Here is a 19239-nt window from a genome sequence, read left to right on the forward strand (position 1 = left end):
ATGCATCATCCCAACCACTCCACGCGGAAATCGGCGATTTCAGCGGCGCTGGAAACGTTCGACTCGGGCCGATTCCTCGCCGACTTGAATCGCCGTGTCTCGTACCGCACCGAAAGCCAGGTCGAAAGCAGCGCCTCGCAACTTCATGCGTACCTGCGGGACGAGATCGCGCCGACTCTCGGTCGCCTTGGCTTCACATTCCGGATCGTCGCCAACCCGGCGGGTGTCGACGCTCCAATTCTTCTGGCAGAACGGATCGAAGAGGAGGGCCTGCCGACGGTCGTCACTTATGCGCACGGAGACGTTGTCCGTGGCTATGACGATCAATGGCGAAAGGGTCTCGAGCCATGGAAGGTGGTCGTTGAAGGAGATCGCTGGTATGGACGCGGCACCGCTGACAACAAGGGGCAGCATTCAATCAACATCGCCGCGCTTGAATCGGTGATCGCGGTCCGAAGCGGACGGATCGGTTACAACATCAAGCTGATATTCGAAACCGGTGAGGAGATCGACTCGCCCGGGCTCGGTGCCCTTTGCGCAGCCGAGAAGGACTTTCTGACGGGGGATCTCTTCCTGGCGTCGGACGGGCCGCGCGTTGCTGCGGACAGGCCGACCATTTTTCTCGGCTCGCGCGGAGAGCTCAACTTCGAGCTCGAGGTCGATCTACGGGACGGCGCCCATCACTCCGGCAACTGGGGAGGCGCACTACGCAACCCCGCCGTCGTTCTGTCGCATGCGATCGCAACGCTGATCGACAAGGATGGACGCATTCTGGTGAAAGGGCTCCTTCCTCCGCCGATCTCTCCCGCTGTACGCGCCGCAATTTCGGATCTCGCGCTCGGAAGCGACGAGCATGCCCCCGCGGTAGATCCATCTTGGGGCGAGCCTGGGTTGACCCCTGCCGAAAGGGTCTGGGCATGGAACGCGTTGGAGGTGATCGCGTTCAAGGCGGGCAACCCTGACGCACCCGTCGGTGCGATCCCACCAACGGCACGGGCGCACTGCCAATTGAGATACGTCGTCGGCACGAACTGGGAAAACGCGCACCGGCACCTCGAAGAGCACCTTGCCGCCAAGGGGATTGCATCCGTGAAGGTCACGGTGCAGCCCGCCGGAACCGCAACCCGCCTGGATCTGAAGGACCCCTGGGTCGAATGGGCACTTCGCTCCATCGAAGCAAGTACGGGGAAGAAGCCTGCATTGCTGCCGAATATCGGCGGCACCGTTCCCAATGCGATCTTCGCTGAAACCCTTGGCCTGCCGACGGTATGGGTACCCCATTCCTATGCGGCGTGCTCGCAGCACGCGCCGAACGAACACCTCTTGGGCTCGGTGGCGCGTGAAGCCCTGGCCGTGATGGCCGGGATTTGGTGGGATCTTGGAGACGATGGGGCCGACGTAGCCGCATCGCGCAAACGCCGAATCGAAGCCTAGGTCCCGGCGACCACTGGTCAGAGCGGTGGAACCCGCTGAATCTGGACCGAATGGGCCGCGTTTCGTGTGCCGCTCAACGCCTGGGTCGATCCATCGGCGTCCCGTGCTCTCGCGATGATGCTCACCGGGCCCGGCGTCCGCGGCAGTGCAAGCGTTGCCGCGAACTGCTGCCATTCGAATTCTCGGCGCGGCCGGACCTCGGCCTCTTGCCACGTTGCCCCGCCATCGGTGCTGAGAGCCACGCCGCCGATGCCGTTGTTGCTCCAGGCCCAGCCCTTGACTTCGACATCATCTGTGGAGATGGTGTCGTCGGGTGCCGGATGGGTGATCATCGAATTGGGCTCGACAGCCCACACCGGCTCTCGAATGACTTTGCCTTCGTGCTCGCTGTCGCGGTTGTACCAATCGGTCGTGAAGGGGGAGTTCGCACGCCTGCCTTGGACCGACAACCGGCATAGCCACTTGGTCATGTTGGTGCCGAACCAGCCAGGCACGACGAGCCGAACCGGGCCGCCTCGCTCGCGCGTCAAGGGTGCACCATTCATCTCGTAGGCCACGAGCACCTCGTGCGACAGCGCCTTCGAAATGGGCAGATCCTTGCGATACCGATTCATGCTGCGGCCGCCGAACTCGCCACTGTCGAGGCCGTCCGACCAGGCATGAGTGGCGCCCGCCTCGAGTTGCGCTTGCTCGAGCAGCACAGCCAGTGGCACACCCGTCCACTGGACGTTGCCTACCCGCCAGAGATTGCCGTTGGCCGGGACCAGGGGACTGCCAAAGCACTCATGGAAGGCAGTGACGGAGACTGAAGGCAGCCGCTTGAGACCTTCCAGCCCGATCGAGAAAGGCCTGCGTACGAGCCCGTCCACTTGCAGTCGCCAGCGCGTGGCGTCGACTTCGACGGAACCCATGTGGATGGTTTCGAAGAGCTGCGCATCGGAGGTGATGAAGTCGCGCAGCGCCGCAGGGGCAGGTGGCGGCTTCAGATGGAACCCGGGAGACCGGCCCATGACGACCGAGCGCTCCACGCCTTCAGGCAGCGGTGGCAGGAAATCGGAGCTACTCATCCAGCACCCCGGCGGTGATCTCATCGTCGAGCAGCCGCGGAAACTGCGGATCGGACGGCCCTGACCACGCGACCGGCTCGTGCCGGCGGCGTTCGACACCCAGAGAGAAGACGTCGAATCGGTTGTAGTAGCCCACCACGTCATGGAACTGCTTCGGCTCGATGCACTTGTTCAGGTCGAACTCGGCGTAGGCGATCCCTTCCTCGTTCTGGAGCGTGTCGCCGATCTGTGTGCCGGTGGGGTCCACGAACATCGATGCGGCGCGCGGCGTGCCGTCGACCACCTCTGCCACGGCGGGATCGCGATCCACCAGAAAATCACGCATCGCCTTGTCCATGAAGCTCGCGCAGACGATTCCGAACGCCTTGGCTTCGAACGAATGAGCGGAGGCCCGAATGCGGTTTGCCGCAACGTTGTCGAAGTTTCCGCCGCCCGAGGGCTTCCGCGTGGGCCACATCGGCGGCCAGCTGGAGATATGAATCTGCTCTGCCTGCGCCATGAGCGAAAAGCGCGCGAGCGGGTTGGTGTTCTCGCCGCAGATCAGGCCGCCGATGCGCCCGAAGCGGGTCTCGGCGACGCGAAGCCCCTGTCCGTCTCCGGCCGCCCAGATCAGCTTCTCGTAGAAGGTCGGCACCAGCTTGCGATGGTGGTTGAGCAACTCGCCCGTCTCGCCGATCAGGAGGTTCGAGTTCCAGATGCAGCCGGCGCTCACGGTGCTGCGTTCGCTGATGCCCATCGACACGCACACGCCGAAGCGCTTGGCGGCCGCGGCAATCAGGGCCACCTCGGGCCCCGGCACATAGACGCTGTTCTCGACCATGGCCTCGAACAGATCGTGGTTGTAGATGGGCGCCCACAGGGCCGCCCACACCGGGAACGCCGGGATGTACGTCTCCGGGAACGCGATCACCTGCGCGCCATGAAGGGCGGCCTCCTTGATGATGGACACGGCCTTTTCGGTCGTGGCGGTCTTGTCGAGCAGCAACGGCGCTGCGTGGGCGGCGGCAACCTTCACCCGGGGCAATGAACTCATGTCAGGTACTCGCTGTGCGTTGCTGAGGCTCACAGGATAGTTGCGGGTACAGCCGCAGAGATGCTCGAAAAACGCAACAAGAGGTGCGTTTTTGCGGCCTCCACGGGTCCATGGAGCATCTGCGCACAGCGGGTTGTGAATTTCCCAGCGGCTATTTGCACGGAACATGCTCACCATTGACGTGTCGCCGACCTGATTCGTTCAATCCACTTGGAGGGCCCATGGACCCATCACATGAGTATGTTCGCCTTTCCCGCACCGGCCTCTGTGCCTGTGGCAGTACCCACGGTGACGATGAGGAGTGCCTCGCGGAGAAGCCTGCGAACGCTGACGATGCGCTGGCCGGCGCCATGGCCCAGGGCATGCTGCACGGCCTCTTTCCCGAGCGCGGCCTGCGGCGGGCATTCGTCAAGACGCTGGGGAGGGCAGGGGCGCTGGCCGCACTCACGGCGCTTACACCGTTGACCCAGCTTGCCGCCGTCGCGCAGGAGCGCAGCAAGGGTGCGCCGGAGAAAAAGCGGCTCGCTGTCGGCTTCCTGCCCATCACCTGCGCGACGCCGCTGATCTATGCCGAGCAACTCGGACTCTTCCCGCGCGAGGGGCTGGAACTGAGCCTGCAGAAGATCGCCGGAATCGCGCTGATCCGCGACAAGATGGTCAACGGCGAACTGGACATCTCCCAGCAGGTGATGCCCGTTGCGCTGGCCATGTCCGCCGGCATCGGCGGCGCTCCCATTCCCACCCGTGTGATGACGGTGCTCAACCAGAACGGCAACTCGCTGGTCCTTGCGATGAAGCACAAGGACAACCGCGACCCGAAGAACTGGAAGGGCTTCAGGTTTGCGGTGCCCTTCGAGCAATCCCATCAGATGCTCCAGCTGCGCCACTACCTCGCATCGGCAGGGCTGGACGCGGACCGCGACGTTTCCTACCGCGTGGTTCCTCCGTCCGAGTACGTCTCCAACCTCCGCGTGGGCAACATCGACGGTTTCTTCGGCGGCGAGCCAGGCGGCCAACGCGCCGTGTACGAAGGTGCGGGCTTCATCCACCTGGTCTCGAGCGAGATCTGGCCGGAGCATCCTTGCTGCTCGGTGACCGCAACCGAGGCCTGGATCAAGGCCCATCCGAACAGCTTCATGGCCGCCTACCGCGCGATCATCGCAGCGAGCCTGCATGTGTCGGAGCCTGCCAATCGCACGGGGATGGCCAAGATCCTTGCCCAGCCTCAGTATTTGAATCAACCTGAAACGGTCGTGGACCAGGTCCTCACCGGCCGGTATGCCGACGGCCTTGGCAACGTGAAGACCCTGCCGCGCCGCATCGACTTTCAACCCTTTCCGCATTACTCGAGCGCGGTTTGGCTTCTGACCCAGATGCGCCGATGGAACATGATCAAGGAGGACCTGGACTACAAGGGACTCGCCCGCCAAGTCATGCTGGCCACCGATGCAAAGCGTCTCATCGAGGAGCGCGGCGGCAGGGCACCGGAGATCGGATTCCGCAAGGAAACGATCCTGGGCAAGAGCTTCGACTCCGACCGACCCGCCGAATACCTGAAGTCGATGGGTAGGGCCTGACCATGCAGAGTGCGATCTCGACCTCACGCTCCTGGCTGGCCACCCTGGCGATCGGGCTGCTCTTGCTGGCCGTCTGGCAGGCACTCGCCTCGAGCGGCGGCGGCAGCGCGCCGGCGGAGCTTTCGGACTACGACAAGCTGATGGGCAAGAGCCCCGGCGCATCCGTGGAGCGCTCGGCCATTCCGACGCCCGTCGACGTGTTCAAGCGCGCCGGCGAACTGTTTGCAGATCCGTTCCGCCGCAATGGCGAAAACGACCTGGGCATTGCCTGGCACCTGCTCGACTCGCTCAGGCGCGTGTTCAGCGGCTACGCCTTGGCCGTGCTGGTCGGCGTTCCCCTGGGATTTTTGCTGGGTCTGGTTCCATGGCTGGGCCGGGCATTGAATCCTTTCATCCAGCTGCTGCGGCCCGTCTCCCCAATGGCCTGGATGCCGCTTGCGCTCTACACGCTGAAGGACAGCGGCGCCTCGGCGATCTTCATCATCTTCATCTGTTCGATCTGGCCGATCCTGATCAATACCCTGTACAGCACCGCGAGCGTGCGCCAGGACTGGACCAACGTCGGCCGCGTGATCGGACTCACGCCACTGGAGCGCGCGCGCAAGATCGTCTTTCCGGCGGCGGTGCCCATGATCCTCACGGGCATGCGCATCTCGATCGGCATCGCCTGGCTGGTGATCGTGGCGGCTGAGATGGTGGTTGGCCAGAGCGGCATCGGCTTCTTCGTGTGGAACGAATGGAACAACCTGCAGATCTCCAGCATCATCGTCGCCATCGTGATGATCGGTGTCGTCGGCCTGGTGCTCGACCAGTTGCTGGGCGCATTGATGAAGCAGCTGAGCTTCCGCGAATGAAAGGTCAGACGATGCTGCGGCCAACTTTCCCCACTGTTTCGACTGCCTCGACCGCCACGCCGGGGTTTCTGCGCGTGTGCAATGTGCAGCAGACCTTCAGCACGCCCAAGGGCGATTTTCCGGCGCTCAGCGAGATCAACCTGGAGATCCGAAGAGGCGAGTTCGTTGCATTGATCGGTCACTCCGGTTGCGGCAAATCCACGCTGCTCAATCTGCTCGCCGGGCTGGCATCGCCGACCGCGGGAACCGTCTCGTGCGACGGGGAGATCATCCGGGGACCGGGCCCTCGGCGGGCGATGGTGTTCCAGAACCATTCGCTCCTGCCATGGCTCAGCTGCTTCGACAATGTGCGCATGGCCGTGCGCAGCGTGTTTCGGGCAGAGTCCGCTTCCGCGGTCGATCACCGTACCGAGGCGGCGCTTGCTATGGTCGGCTTGACTCAAGCTGCCCACAAGAAACCCAGCGAGATCTCCGGCGGCATGAAGCAGCGCGTCGGTATCGCCAGGGCACTGTCGATGGAACCGCAGGTCCTGCTGATGGACGAGCCGTTCGGCGCGCTCGACGCGCTCACGCGCGCCAAGTTGCAAGACGAGCTGCTTGGCATCGTCGAGAAAACCGAAAGCACGGTGGTCATGGTCACGCACGACGTGGACGAGGCGGTGCTCCTTGCGGATCGCATCGTGATGATGACGAATGGTCCCGCGGCGCGGATCGGGGAGATCCTGGACGTTCCCATCGGACGCCCACGTGATCGCGTCAGCCTGGCGACCGATTCGACCTATGCGGAGTGCAGGCGCGCACTGATGGACTTCCTGTACCGGCGCCAGGCGCATGTCGAGCAGCCCACGGGCTGAGTTCACCTTGGCGATCTTTCACGCCACTCTGCCCGGACTGAGAAGCGGCCATGTTCGGCTGTGCTTTCCCTTGTATTGCCCATCTCGATGTGAAATGCTATCCAAAAATCGTCGGCCGGCCGGGCCGATGGAGCAGGACTGCATACGACAACGCACGAGAAGGCCGCATGACGACCAAGAAGGTACCCCTCGCCAACCTCGATTGGGACGATGTGCGCCTGTTCCTGCATATCAACCGCACCGGAAGTCTTTCCCAGGCGGCCAGGCAGCTTCACATCGATCATTCGACGGTCAGCCGCAGGCTCTCGCAGTTGGAGCTGTGCCTGGGCGGCCCGCTTTTCGAACGTCACCGCACCGGACTCAAACCCACCGAACTGGCGCATGTTCTCGCGCTGCAGGCCGAGAACATGGAGCGGGCCGTGTTGTCGCTGCAGGAGGAGCTCGGCGGAACCGACCGGGAGCCGTCGGGCAGCGTGCGTATTGCCATGATGGAAGGGATCGGCACCACCTTCGTGGCGCGCCATCTCGAGCCGCTGCTGCGCAAGCATCCCAAGCTGCGGGTGGAGCTGGTGACTTCTTCTTCCATCGTCAACGTGAGCCGCAGGGAAGCCGACGTTTTCGTCAGCTTTTTCAAACCGATCGGCCAGGGCCTGGCGTGCGAGACGGCGGGCTCGTTCGCGCTGTACCTGTATGGCGCGCCGAGTTACCTTGAGAACCACGGCGTGCCCGCGAGTCTGGTTGATCTGCCCAAGCACCAGTTCGTGGGATACCTGGACGACCTGATCCAGCTCGACGCGGTCCGCTGGCTCGATGAGCTGGTCGCAAGGCCCTCGATGAGCTTTCAGTCCAACAGCATGCTGGCGCAGATGGCCGCCGCAGCATCCGGGCTCGGCCTGGTGCTGCTTCCCAAGTTCTCCGTGGTGAAGGAGGACACCCTGGTGCCGGTGCTTGCCGACACGGCGAGGGTGGCGCGAACGCTCTGGGTGAGCGTGCACCATGACCTCCAATACTCGGCCCGCATCCGCGCTGTCACCGAATACCTTCATCGGCTCTTCGAGTCGAAGCAGGAATGGCTCAACGGCCCCGCGGATGCGCAGCCGCGCGGCTAGCCGGCATGCATACGTGAGGACGCCTTGCCGCATCGGCGCAACCCGATGTGCGGATTTGCCCAGGGGGGGCGGCACAGGCGGCACCTCATGTTCCGATACATTGAAGCTCCTGATCCTGCAGAAGAGCTCTTGCCATGTCTCAAGACATCAGCACCCAACTGATTCACCACGCCTACGTTCCGCCGGCCGGCTACGAGGCGGTTCCCCCGGGGGTGTTCAAGGGGTCGACGGTGTTGTTCCCGAACGCGGCAACGGTGCGCGAACGTGCCAAGGCGTTCGGCCACCGCGACGGGTACAGCTACGGCCTCTACGGCACGCCGACGACGTACACGCTCGAACAGCGCCTGTGTACGCTCGAAGGCGGTCGGCACTGCCTGCTCTGCCCGAGCGGGCAGGCGGCCATCGCCACGGTCAACATCGGATTGCTGTCGAGCGGTGACGAGGTGCTTCTGCCAACCAATGTCTATGGCCCCTCGCTGCGCCATGCACGCACGACGCTCTCGCAACTGGGCATCACCTATCAGTGCTACGACCCCATGGACGTCGCCGATCTGCAGGCCAAGCTCAGCGGGCGTACCAAGCTGGTCTGGGTCGAAGCGCCGGGATCGATCACGATGGAATTTCCGGACCTTCGCACACTGGTGGCAACGGCCAAGAGCGCGGGCGCGATCGTGGCGCTCGACAACACCTGGGGGGCGGGCATTGCATTCGCGCCGTTCGAGATGGGCGTGGACATCAGCGTTCACGCGCTGACAAAGTACCCTTCAGGCGGTGCCGATGTCCTGATGGGCTCGATCATCACCAACGACGACAAGCTGCATGACAAGTTCCGCGTCGCCTACCTGGACCTCGGCATGGGCGTGGGCGCGAATGATGCGGAACTGGTGCTGCGGGGCTTGGCATCCATCAAGGCCCGCTACGACCTGCACGACGCCACGGCCCGAGCGCTCGCCTCTTGGCTGGCCGGACAGGACGGCATCAGCAGGGTCCTGCACCCCGCTCTGGAATCCTGTCCTGGGCACGAGCACTGGGCAACGCACTGCAGCGCCGCCGCCGGACTCTTCTCGGTGCTCATCGACGAATCCCGCACCCACGCGCAGGTCGATGCCTTCTGCGACCGTCTTCAATTGTTCGGAATCGGTCTCTCCTGGGGCGGTCCCATGAGTCTGGTCATGCCCTACGACATGCAAAGCATCCGCGGCGGCAAGCAGAGCTATGGCGGGCATCTGCTGCGGTTCTCGATCGGCTTGGAGAGCGTTGAGGATCTGCGAGAAGATCTGGCACAAGCGTTGTCCGAGGCGTTGGCTGCTGCATAGGCAGATTCCCAAAGCCCAGCGGTGCAAGATCGTGGTTGCCCCATGCACAATGCCTGAGTGCAGAACATCCTGGACCCCAAATGGCAACTGTTCGTGAAAGTTGCGGACGCCGGCAGCGTCTCCGGCGCGGCGCTTGCGCTCGACATGCAGCAGTCGGTGGTAAGCCGGCACATCACGCGCTTGGAGCAGGAGTCCGGGACGCGCCTGTTCCGCCGGACGGGCCGCGGCGTCGTTCTGACTGAATTCGGGCAACAGGTCTACCCGCGGGTGATGGCGTTGATCCGCGATGCGGAGCAACTGGCCGATGACATGCGCACGAACAGCGGAACGCCGGTGGGCGACGTGCGCTTCGGCCTGCTGCCGTCTACGGTGGCGGTGCTGGCCGGCCCCTTGTTCTCGGCCGTCCGCAAGTCCTGGCCTCAGGTCCGATTGCATCTCACCGAAGGATCGAGCGCTCAACTCGAGGAATGGCTGGTCCAGGGCCGCCTCGACCTTGCCTTGCTGCTGCGGGAAGAAGACACCGCCGCGCCGGAGGAAACCGTGCTCACGCGTCTGCCGCTGTATCTGGTGGTGCCGGCCAAGGACCCGCTGGCGGGGCGAAAGACGATCGACTTCGATGATGTCGCGGGCCTTCCGCTGGTGCTGCCGAGCGAGCCGCACCCGCTGCGTGCACGCCTCGCGATGCTCGCGCGGCAGAAGGGGCTGACGCTCACGCAGGTGCTGGAGGCCGATTCGATCCGGCTGCAGCATGAGATCACGGCCAGTGGCGGCGGATACGCGATCACGGCCGGCACGCTGACGGCGAACGAGGCGCGCCGGCTCGCGGCTGTTCGCATCGTCCGTCCCGCGCTGTCGCGCGCGGTCGTGCTTGGGGTCACCCAACACCGTGCCCATACCAAGGCAACCTGGGAAGTCATGCGTCTGCTGAAGTCCATGGCGCCAGCCATGCTCAAGTCGGCAAGGCAGAGCTAGCGGGCTATCCCGAATCGGGAAAGCTGCTTTGGCCTCCGACGGGTCGCCAGGGGGAGGGACGCTGCCTACGATCGTGCCCATTACAGGAGACATCGCCTTGGGCACCCTCAATTCCGCGGCCGCCATAGCGTTGCCGCCGACCCTTTTTCTCACAGACGTGGACGTGGCCCGGCTGACGGACTGGCAGGCCGCCTTCGACGCCCTGCGCAGCGCCTACGCCAGCCCGATCGCCGCCGCCATGGTGCCGCCGCGTTCCATGGCCCGCGGTGACGGCACCTGGCTGCGCGGGCTCACGGCCGTGTCCCCGAGCGGCAGGCACATGGGCTGCAAGCTGATCTCCGCCAGCATGAAAGCGCGCCGTGCCAGCTACCTCGTCTCACTTTTCGAACAGGAAACGATGGGCCTGGCCGCGCTGATCGACGGCAATCGCATCACGGGCATCCGCACCGCAGCCACCGCCGCGGTCGCGGTAGACGCTGCAGCGCCGCGCAAACCGCTGAGTGTGGCCGTGATCGGCTCCGGCTTCGAGGCGAAGGGCCTCCTCGCGGCCCTGGCCGCCGTACGGAACATCTCCCGCGTTCGCGTCTTCAGCCCGACGCCAGCGAACCGGGAGAAGTTTGCGTCGACGGTCAGCGAAGAGCACGGCCTCGACATCGAGGCCGCTGCATCGGCGTCCGGAGCGATCGAGGGCGCGGATGTCGTGCTCTGCGCCGCGCGCAGCCGCGACGAGTCGCCCGTGATCCGCGGTGATTGGCTGGCCCCAGGCATGACCGTGGTGTCGATCGGCTCCACGCTGCCCGAGCAGCGCGAGGTCGATGAGCAGACCATCGCCCGTGCATCCCTGATCGTCGCCGACATGCCCGAAGAGGTCGCTCATGACACGGGTGACATGCTGGCGGCGACCCGAGCCGGTGTCGACTTCGCCGGCAAGCTGGTGTCGCTCGCCGACCTGGTGGGAGGCAAGGCCATGCGAAAGCCGGACGACATCGTTCTCTACAAGTCCGTCGGCTCCGCGCTGCAGGACGTCATCACCGCCGAGATGCTGCTGGCCCGCGCCCGGGCCATGGGGATCGGGACCGAAATGGCCCACAGCATCGTGCCGGTCGCCAAGTAATTCAAACCCAAGGAAAACCATGCCTACCTATCAACGCAAGGACGCCCGCGCCTGGGCGCGCGAACACCTCGTCGGCTGCTCCGCCGTCACCATTCCCAGCTACTCCGCGGACCTGAGCAAGCTGAACGAGAAGGGCATCCGCCACGACATCGCCCTCGCCAAGGAACTCGGCTACAGCTACACGCTTCTTTGCGCCGAAGTGGCAATCACGCCCGAAGAGAATGCGCAGTTCACCGCATGGGCGCGCGACGCGGCGGGCAGCGATATGGGTCTCTTTTTCCATGCGGCTTTCGGCACACTCGCGGAAAACATCCAGGCCGTGAAACTCGCGGAGAAGGCCGGCGCGGACATCGTGCTGCTGTCCTATCCCCCGCAGTTCTGGCCGACGACCGAGCAGGAGATCTACGACTACACCAAGCAGTTCTGCGACGCGACAGAGCTGGCCGTGATGCTGTTCCCGATCCCGCTGTGGGGCTTCGAGCGCGTCCATCCGGCGGGCATGTCGGTCGAACTGGTGCGCCGCCTGCTGAAGGACTGCCCCAACATCGTGGCGATCAAGTCGGAGCAGGGATTCCCGCTGCCCGCGGGCCTGTGCGAGATGTACCACCACTTCCGCGACGAGGTCGTGATCAGCTGCCCCATCGAAGGCGATGCCATCCCGCTCATGAGCGTGATGAAGCTGCAGTTCTCCGGCACCAGCAACACGCAATGGATGAGCACCTACTACCCGCACGCCTTCGATCTGGCGAGAAGCGGCGAGTGGGAATCCGCAATGGAACTGTATTGGAAGGTCAACCCGGCGCGCAGCGCCAACGGCGCCGCCGCACAGAGCTACGCCGGCGGCACCGGCGTGTTGAACCGGACGATGTGGAAGTACCAGGACTGGCTGGCAGGCTTCAACGGTGGCCCTCTGCGTGCACCGGCGATGCGTGTGCCGGACCGCCTCATGAAGATGCTGCGCCAGGGGTTGGTGGCATCCGGCCTGCCGGTCACCAAGGACCCGGACAGCGCCTACATGGCCGGCCGCAACCCGTGCTGAAAGAAGGCACCATGCGGCACCTTCTCGAGGACCCGGAACTCTTCCGCAGCGCTGCCCATGTGGGCGGCGAGTGGATCGGCGCCACACCGCACGGCACCTACACGCTGCGCAATCCGGCCGACGACGCCATCCTGGCCGAGCTTCCCCGCTTCAGGGAGGCGGAGACCGCCAACGCGATCGAAGTGGCCCACGCGGCTTTCCTGTCCTGGCGCAAAACCACGGCCAGGCACCGTTCGGAAGTGCTGCGCCGCTGGTACGAGCTGATGATCCGGCACCGCGACGATCTTGCAACGCTGATCACGCTGGAAGAGGGCAAGCCGCTTGCCGAAGCAAAGGTGGAGATCGACTACGCGGCCTCCTTCCTGCAGTGGTTCTCCGAGGAAGCCAAGCGGGTGCGCGGAGATGTGATCCCGGCACCGAAGGACACCCAGCGCATCGTGGTGCTGAAGGAGCCGATCGGGGTCTGCGCGGCCATCACGCCCTGGAATTTCCCTGCGGCGATGATCACGCGCAAGGCCGGCCCGGCGCTGGCCGCCGGCTGCAGCATGGTCGTGAAACCGGCCAGCCAGACGCCGCTCACGGCGCTGGCGCTCGCCGAGCTGGCGCAGCGTGCCGGCGTGCCGCCGGGCGTGTTCAATGTGGTCACCGGCAATGACACGCGTGCCATCGGTCACTCGCTGACCAGCCACCCGCTTGTGCGCAAGATCACCTTCACGGGCTCGACGGAAGTCGGCCGCCTGCTGCTCGCGCAGGCCGCTGGGACGGTCAAGAAGTGCTCCATGGAGCTCGGCGGCAATGCGCCGTTCATCGTCTTCGACGACGCGGATCTCGATGCGGCTGCGGACGGTGTCGTCGCCGCGAAATTCCGCAACACCGGCCAGGCCTGCATCAGCGCCAACCGGGTGCTGGTCCAGGCGGGCGTGTACGACGCCTTCGCTGCCAAGCTCGCGGAGCGCGTGGCCAAGCTCCGTGTGGGAAACGGCCTGGAAGCGGGCGTGCAGCTGGGACCGCTGATCGACGACGCGGCCGTGGCCAAGGTCGAGGAGCACATCGCCGACGCGATTGCCAATGGCGCCACCGTCCTGCACGGCGGCAAGCGCCACGCGCTGGGCGGCCGCTTCCATGAGCCGACGATCATCGTGGGAGCGACGTCAGGGATGGCCGTGGCTCGCGAGGAAACCTTCGGGCCCGTTGCACCGCTGTTCCGCTTCGAGGATGACGAGGAGGCTTTCGAACTTGCGAACGCCACCGAGTTCGGCTTGGCTGCCTACCTGTACAGCCGCGACGCGGCCCGCATCTGGCGTGCGTCCGCTGCGATCGAGTCGGGAATGATCGGCATCAACTGCGGCCTGATCTCGAACGAGGTCGCGCCCTTCGGCGGGGTAAAGCAGAGCGGCCTCGGCCGCGAAGGCTCGCACCATGGCATCGAGGAATTCCTCGAGATCAAGTACCTTTGCTGGGACGGGCTGGCGCCCGCCTTCGGTTGACGCCTTCCAGAAAAACCAGGAGACAGAAATGAAGCAACAGCGTCGCCCCGCGTGGCTTTCCTTGCTTTTGGCCGCGATCGCCATGGTGACCACGACCGGGGCGGCCCACGCACAGCCGAACGTGACCAAGATGGTCGTGCCCTTTCCGCCGGGCGGCGTCACGGACCAGGTGGCCCGCATCATGGCGGAGCACATGGGCCGGCAGCTCGGCCAGGTCATCATCATCGACAACAGGCCCGGCGCAGGCAGCCGGCTGGGTGTCGAAGCCGTCATCAAGTCGACCGGCGACGGCACGACGCTGCTGTTCACCAATTCGAGCTACAGCATCCTTCCGGTGGTCGACCCGAAGATTTCCTTCGATCCTGCGAAGGCGCTGGCGCCGGTCAGCATGACAGCCACCTACGGCCTGCAGATCGTCACGAAGAAGGACATCCCCGCGAGCACACTGGCCGAGTTCATCGCGTATGCGAAAAAGAATCCCGGGAAGCTCAGCTACGGCAGCGCCGGCATGGGCAGCGGCGCGCATTTTGCCGGCGAGTATTTCAAGTCGCTGACCGGAACGTTCCTCGTGCACATCCCTTATCGCTCCACGGCGGGCGCGTTGAACGATGTCGCGGGCGGCCAGCTGGATATGGCGTTCGATGCCTCGGCCAAGCCGCTGGTCGATGCGGGGCACATCAAGTTGCTGGCGGTCACCAGCAGGCAGCGGGATCCGCGCTTCCCCGGCACGCAGACGGCAGCCGAGGCCGGCGTGAAGGCCTTCGTACTCGAATCCTGGGTGGGCGTGCTGGCCCCGGCAACGACCCCTCAGCCGTTGATCGAGAAGCTGAATAAGGCGGCCGCTGCGGCTTTAGCCGACCCTGCGGTGCAGAAGCGGTTCGCGGAACTCGGGCTGCGGCCCGAGGGCGGCAGCTCGGCCCGCTTTGCCGATGCGATACGCGACGACCTCGCGCTCTATCGCGGGATCGCCAAAGAGTCCAAGCTCCAATTCGAATGAGAGAAACATCATGAACTTTCCATCCATCCATCGCGTGGTCACCGGCCACGACGCGCAAGGCAATGCCGTGATCACCAGCAATGGACCGCTGCCGGTCGTGGCGGAGCTCAAGGCCATCCCGGGCACCGTCTTCCACGAGGTGTGGGCGACCACGGGCGCGCCGGTGCGTGTCGACAACGGCCCGGACCCGACCACCGGGCCGCTGACGCTGCCGCCACCGTCGCATGGCACGCGCTTCCGGTTCGTCGACATTCCGCCGGACAGCGACGAATTGTTCAACCGCAGCGCCGAGCAGTTGCGCGCGGGTTTCAGCGAGATCGGGGACATGGCGGCTTCCACGGCGGACAGGGGCGCGCCACACCCGCTGATGCACCGCACGGAGAGCGTCGACTACGGTGTCGTGATGGAGGGCGAGATCACGCTGGTCCTGGACCAGGGCGAGGTGCAGCTGCGCGCCGGCAGCGTCGTCGTGCAGCGCGGCACCAACCATGCGTGGGCCAACCGCTCCGGTAAGCCATGCCGGATGCTCTTCGTCCTGATCGACGGCGAGTACGACCCCACCATCGGCCAGGCGCTGGCCGGCCGGGGTTGAGGCGATGCTGCGCTGCTCTTCGAACTGAAAAAAGCATGAAGCTGGCATCCCTGAAGGGCGGCAAGGGCGGCCGCCTCGTCGTCGTGTCGCGCGACCTGCGTCAATCGGTGAACGCGCAGGCGATCGCGCCGACCCTGCTCGAGGCGGTAGAGCGTTGGGACGAGTGCGGACCACGGCTGCAGCAACTGTATGCACGGCTCAATGCGGGGCAGGTGGGGGGTGCATCCGCCTTCGATCCGCGACAAGCCGCCGCGCCGCTGCCGAGAGCGCCGCAATGGTGCGACGGCTCGGCCTTCCTGAACCACGGCCGCCTGATGGAAACAGCGTTCAAGCTCGCGCCCATTCCGGATATGGACGCGATCCCGTTGATCTATCAGGGCGGTTCCGACGACTTCCTGGGAGCTACCGATGACGTCCCGCTGCCGGACGAGGCGCATGGCATCGATTTCGAAGGCGAATACGGCGTGATCCTGCACGAGGTGCCACTTGGCGCTTCGGCGCAACTCGCGCGCAGCCGCATCACGCTGCTGGTGCAGATCAACGACGTGAGCCTGCGTGCCTTCGGCCCGCGTGAGATGAAGACCGGCTTCGGATTCTTCCAAGCCAAGCCATCCTCCAGCTTTGCGCCGGTGGCGGTGACCCCGGACGAGATCGGTGAACATTGGCGGAACACCCGCGTGCACCTGGACCTCCACGTCGAATACAACGGCGCATGGTTCGGCAATCCGAACGGCGGCGAGATGAACTTCGGCTTCGACGACCTGATCGCGCATGCGGCCGCGACGCGCCGCCTGTCCGCCGGCACGATCATCGGCAGCGGCACGGTCTCGAACGCAGGCGGGCAGAAGGGCTCGGCCTGCATCGCGGAGCGCCGTGCCATCGAGGCCATCGAACACGGCGCGCCGAAGACGCCATTCATGCGCTTCGGCGACCGCGTGCGCATGGAGGCGCGCCAGGACGGCGGACCGGTTTTCGGCGCCATCGACCAGCGCATCGTTCGCGCGCCCACGCCGCCGCAGGCGTGAGCGGAACCATGCGAGTCCTGATCACCGGCGGTGGCGGCTTCATCGGGGCCCACCTCGCCGACCTGCTGCGTGAGCGCGGCGAACTCGGCGGCCGGCGCATCGGAGCACTGGCGCTCGCCGACCAGGCCTTGCCGGAGACGGCAGGGGAGACCGCCATCCGCGGTGATCTCACGCAGCCTGCCGTGATGGCAAAGGTAGCAACGTTCCGGCCCGACGTGGTCTTTCACCTCGCGGCAGTCCCTGGAGGTGCGTCCGAGGCCGACTACGCGCTCGGCCGACGGGTCAACCTCGACGCATCGCTTTCGTTGTTCGAGGCCCTGGCTGCGAGCGGCATCCGGCCCACGGTCGTGTATGCAAGCAGCATCGCGGTGTACGGCACCGACCTGCCGGACCTTGTCACGCCGAAGACGCCATTGCGACCTCCGCTCACCTACGGCGCACACAAGCAGGTGTGCGAGATCCTGTTGGCGGACTTCACGCGCCGCGGTCTTTTGGACGGCCGATCGGTCCGGCTCCCCGGCATCGTCGCCCGCGCGAAGAGCAGCGTGGGTCTCTCCTCCGCATTCATGAGCGACATCCTGCACGCGCTCAAGGCCGGCGAAACCTTTACCTGCCCCGTAGGCCCCGAGGCCACGGCGTGGTGGATGTCGGCGCAGCGCTGCGCCGAGAACCTGGTCCATGCGGCAGTCATGGATGCCTCGCGCGCCGACCCGGGGCGGGCTTGGCCGTTGCCCGTGCTGCGTCTCTCGATCGGGGACATCATCGATACGTGCTCGGCACGCTACGGCGAATCCCGTCGCGGTTTGGTGTCATTCCAGCCTCGCCCTGACGTGGAGGCGGTGTTCGGGCGCTATCCGCGCCTCGACGATGCATCGGCCCGCGCACTAGGATTGCGAGACGATAGCTCGGCGGATGACTTGGTGCGCCGCGCACTTGGTGAGATCAACTGATCCGAAGCGCCGCTCCAACGCGGGCCGGAAAGTCCGGCCCGGTTATGAGCCCAGCAGATTCCTCCGCACGTGCAATAGGTGATCCCGGACACATGCCGTCGCGCGCACCAGGTCTCGGTCGGTCAGGGCGCCCACGATTTGCCGGTGCTCAATTTGATAGGACAGGCGTCGCTCGGTGGAAAGGCTGTGGCGCTTCAGCGCCCCCCAATCGTCCTGTGCCCGCGCCTGGTTGATCAACTGGAAGATGTTGGTGACGAGGGAGTTGTGTGCGGCGAGGGCGATCGTTGCATGAAGCTGGCCATCCCAGATCTCGAATTCCTCCATGCTGGCGGCAGCCTCCGCCTTGTCGCAGCACTGCGCCATCTTCGCGAAGTCGTTCTGCGAGGCATTGCGGATGATCATTTCGACAATGCTTGGTTCGATCGCGAGCCTGGCCTCCATGAGTTCCGCCGGGCTGACCGATCCCGAGATGCTTGCCAAGCCCGATGGCGTTCCTTCCCCGAGGGTCGCAGGATCGAAGGCTTCGCTCACATAGGTTCCGCTTCCAACGGTTTGCGTGATGACACCTGCGACCTTGAGCTGCGCCAGGACGCGCCGAACCGTCGAGCGGCCGATCCCGAAGGACTCGCTGAGTTGGCGCTCGGTGGCGATCCTGTGGCCTTGGCGCCATTCGCCGGTCTTGAGCTTGCCGAGGATTGCGTCCCTCAATACCGCCGCGTGGTCCATCGTCGTTCCTTGAATGCCCGAAATCATAGCAAAGCGTTGTCCGAGTCGGCTCAAGTTCAACCAATCAGGCCCAATTTTGAATTCGCATATCAGCCGCTAATGCCTTGAAAATGACTGGGACAAAGGGGAGTCTTCTCGCATCCAATTGGTTCTAGAATGGGATGATAGGGCCAAATTGGTTTGGCTCTAGAACCAATTGGAGCGATATGAAAATCGGACGTGTTTCTCATCAGGGTCGGGTGCGCATGGTCTTGGTCGACGAGGCGGGCAGCAAGGTCACATTCGTCGGTGGCGTTTTTTCGAATCATCTGAACCCGGTGCAGGCCGTGATCGAGCGCCGGATCACAGCAGCGGAACTCGAGGCACTCAGGGATGGCGAGGCCAACTTCGTCGACGTCACCTTCCTGTCGCCGATTCCCGTTCCTGTGCGGAACATCTTCGCGGTAGGCAAGAACTACATCGAGCACGCCACCGAGTTCGACAAGAGCGGATTCAATGCCACCAGCGGCGCTGCCGCAGTCCCGGCCTTTCCGCAGATCTTCACCAAGGCCACGACCTCGCTCGCCGGTCCCACCGACGACATCCGTTTCGACCCGGCACACACCTCGTCGGTCGACTACGAAGGCGAAATCGGCGTGGTGATCGGAGCAGAGTGCCGCAACGTCGCCCCGGCCGATGCGCTCGGCAAGGTCTTTGGTTTCATCGCGCTCAACGACGTGACGGCACGTGACCTGCAGAAGAACCACGCGCAATGGTTCCTGGGCAAGTCGCTCGACACCTTTTGTCCCGTGGGTCCATGGATTGCGACATCGGACGAGTCGCCCGCCGCTTCGCTCAAGGTCCAGACATGGGTGAATGGCGAACTGCGCCAGAACGGCGTGCTGACGGACCTCATCTTCGACGTTCCGACCTTGATCGCCACGCTGTCGAAGGCAATGACATTGCTGCCAGGCGACATCATCGCGACCGGCACGCCCGTCGGTGTCGGTATCGGCCATACGCCCCCCAAGTTCCTGCAGGACGGCGACCTCGTTCGCGTCGCGGTGACGGGGCTCGGCGAACTGAACAACCGCGTTCGTACCAGGTGACTGCG

18 protein-coding genes are annotated in these 19239 nt (G+C 64.8%); 15 read left to right on the forward strand and 3 right to left on the reverse strand.

Features of this window, described 5'->3' with window-relative positions:
• Positions 1 to 1434: a M20 family metallopeptidase gene (locus RZE77_RS28270; protein ID WP_319443034.1), complete on the forward strand. Its 1434-nt coding sequence runs from the start codon at positions 1 to 3 to the stop codon at positions 1432 to 1434.
• A gap of 17 nt (positions 1435 to 1451) precedes the next feature.
• Here RZE77_RS28270 and RZE77_RS28275 read toward each other — a convergent pair whose 3' ends face one another.
• Positions 1452 to 2501 carry a molybdopterin-dependent oxidoreductase gene (locus tag RZE77_RS28275; RefSeq protein ID WP_319443035.1) on the reverse strand — a complete coding sequence of 350 codons (1050 nt, stop codon included), beginning with the start codon at positions 2499 to 2501 and terminating at the stop codon, positions 1452 to 1454.
• A complete protein-coding gene (locus tag RZE77_RS28280; protein WP_319443432.1) occupies positions 2494 to 3534 on the reverse strand; it encodes a carbon-nitrogen hydrolase family protein in 1041 nt (346 codons plus the stop codon). The genes RZE77_RS28275 and RZE77_RS28280 overlap by 8 nt, the downstream gene beginning before the upstream one ends.
• Positions 3535 to 3755: 221 nt before the next feature.
• On the opposite strand from RZE77_RS28280, the gene RZE77_RS28285 reads away from it, so the two are divergent.
• From RZE77_RS28285 to RZE77_RS28345, 13 genes are all read left to right on the forward strand, one after another.
• The gene (locus RZE77_RS28285; protein ID WP_319443036.1) at positions 3756 to 5111 is read left to right on the forward strand and encodes a CmpA/NrtA family ABC transporter substrate-binding protein; all 1356 of its coding nucleotides are present in this window, start codon (positions 3756 to 3758) and stop codon (positions 5109 to 5111) included.
• 2 nt (positions 5112 to 5113) lie between these two features.
• Positions 5114 to 5965, forward strand: a complete 852-nt coding sequence (gene ntrB, locus RZE77_RS28290) for a nitrate ABC transporter permease (RefSeq protein WP_319435040.1) — start codon at positions 5114 to 5116, stop codon at positions 5963 to 5965.
• An 11-nt stretch (positions 5966 to 5976) separates the two neighbouring features.
• Positions 5977 to 6819: an ABC transporter ATP-binding protein gene (locus RZE77_RS28295; protein WP_319443433.1), complete on the forward strand. Its 843-nt coding sequence runs from the start codon at positions 5977 to 5979 to the stop codon at positions 6817 to 6819.
• A 167-nt stretch (positions 6820 to 6986) separates the two neighbouring features.
• Complete coding sequence (locus tag RZE77_RS28300) at positions 6987 to 7928, forward strand: LysR family transcriptional regulator (RefSeq protein WP_319443037.1); 942 nt, start codon at positions 6987 to 6989, stop codon at positions 7926 to 7928.
• A 134-nt stretch (positions 7929 to 8062) separates the two neighbouring features.
• On the forward strand, positions 8063 to 9244 hold the full coding sequence (locus tag RZE77_RS28305) for a PLP-dependent transferase (protein WP_307594784.1): 1182 nt from the start codon (positions 8063 to 8065) through the stop codon (positions 9242 to 9244).
• A gap of 57 nt (positions 9245 to 9301) precedes the next feature.
• The gene (locus RZE77_RS28310; RefSeq protein ID WP_319443038.1) at positions 9302 to 10216 is read left to right on the forward strand and encodes a LysR family transcriptional regulator; all 915 of its coding nucleotides are present in this window, start codon (positions 9302 to 9304) and stop codon (positions 10214 to 10216) included.
• Between the two features lie 97 nt (positions 10217 to 10313).
• Entirely contained in the window at positions 10314 to 11330 is a 1017-nt protein-coding gene (locus RZE77_RS28315) for an ornithine cyclodeaminase family protein (protein ID WP_319443039.1), read from the forward strand.
• Positions 11331 to 11349: 19 nt separating this feature from the next.
• Positions 11350 to 12369: a dihydrodipicolinate synthase family protein gene (locus RZE77_RS28320; RefSeq protein WP_319443040.1), complete on the forward strand. Its 1020-nt coding sequence runs from the start codon at positions 11350 to 11352 to the stop codon at positions 12367 to 12369.
• An 11-nt stretch (positions 12370 to 12380) separates the two neighbouring features.
• Positions 12381 to 13856: an NAD-dependent succinate-semialdehyde dehydrogenase gene (locus RZE77_RS28325; RefSeq protein WP_319443041.1), complete on the forward strand. Its 1476-nt coding sequence runs from the start codon at positions 12381 to 12383 to the stop codon at positions 13854 to 13856.
• A 28-nt stretch (positions 13857 to 13884) separates the two neighbouring features.
• On the forward strand, positions 13885 to 14853 hold the full coding sequence (locus RZE77_RS28330; RefSeq protein WP_319443042.1) for a Bug family tripartite tricarboxylate transporter substrate binding protein: 969 nt from the start codon (positions 13885 to 13887) through the stop codon (positions 14851 to 14853).
• Positions 14854 to 14863: 10 nt separating this feature from the next.
• The gene (locus RZE77_RS28335) at positions 14864 to 15445 is read left to right on the forward strand and encodes a cupin domain-containing protein (RefSeq protein ID WP_319443043.1); all 582 of its coding nucleotides are present in this window, start codon (positions 14864 to 14866) and stop codon (positions 15443 to 15445) included.
• Positions 15446 to 15480: 35 nt separating this feature from the next.
• Positions 15481 to 16470 (forward strand): fumarylacetoacetate hydrolase family protein, encoded by a 990-nt coding sequence (locus tag RZE77_RS28340; RefSeq protein ID WP_319443044.1) that lies wholly within the window; start codon positions 15481 to 15483, stop codon positions 16468 to 16470.
• 8 nt (positions 16471 to 16478) lie between these two features.
• The gene (locus RZE77_RS28345; protein ID WP_319443045.1) at positions 16479 to 17420 is read left to right on the forward strand and encodes an NAD-dependent epimerase/dehydratase family protein; all 942 of its coding nucleotides are present in this window, start codon (positions 16479 to 16481) and stop codon (positions 17418 to 17420) included.
• A gap of 42 nt (positions 17421 to 17462) precedes the next feature.
• Here the strand turns inward: RZE77_RS28345 and RZE77_RS28350 are convergent, their stop codons facing one another.
• Complete coding sequence (locus RZE77_RS28350; protein ID WP_307641897.1) at positions 17463 to 18146, reverse strand: FadR/GntR family transcriptional regulator; 684 nt, start codon at positions 18144 to 18146, stop codon at positions 17463 to 17465.
• A 245-nt stretch (positions 18147 to 18391) separates the two neighbouring features.
• Here RZE77_RS28350 and RZE77_RS28355 point away from each other — a divergent pair, with 245 nt between their 5' ends.
• Positions 18392 to 19234, forward strand: coding sequence for a fumarylacetoacetate hydrolase family protein (locus RZE77_RS28355; protein WP_062364650.1), 843 nt, complete (start codon positions 18392 to 18394; stop codon positions 19232 to 19234).
• Positions 19235 to 19239 lie beyond the last annotated feature (5 nt).

The sequence above is a fragment of the Variovorax sp. SPNA7 genome, assembly GCF_033807855.1.
In the GTDB taxonomy this organism is placed as follows: domain Bacteria; phylum Pseudomonadota; class Gammaproteobacteria; order Burkholderiales; family Burkholderiaceae_C; genus Variovorax; species Variovorax beijingensis.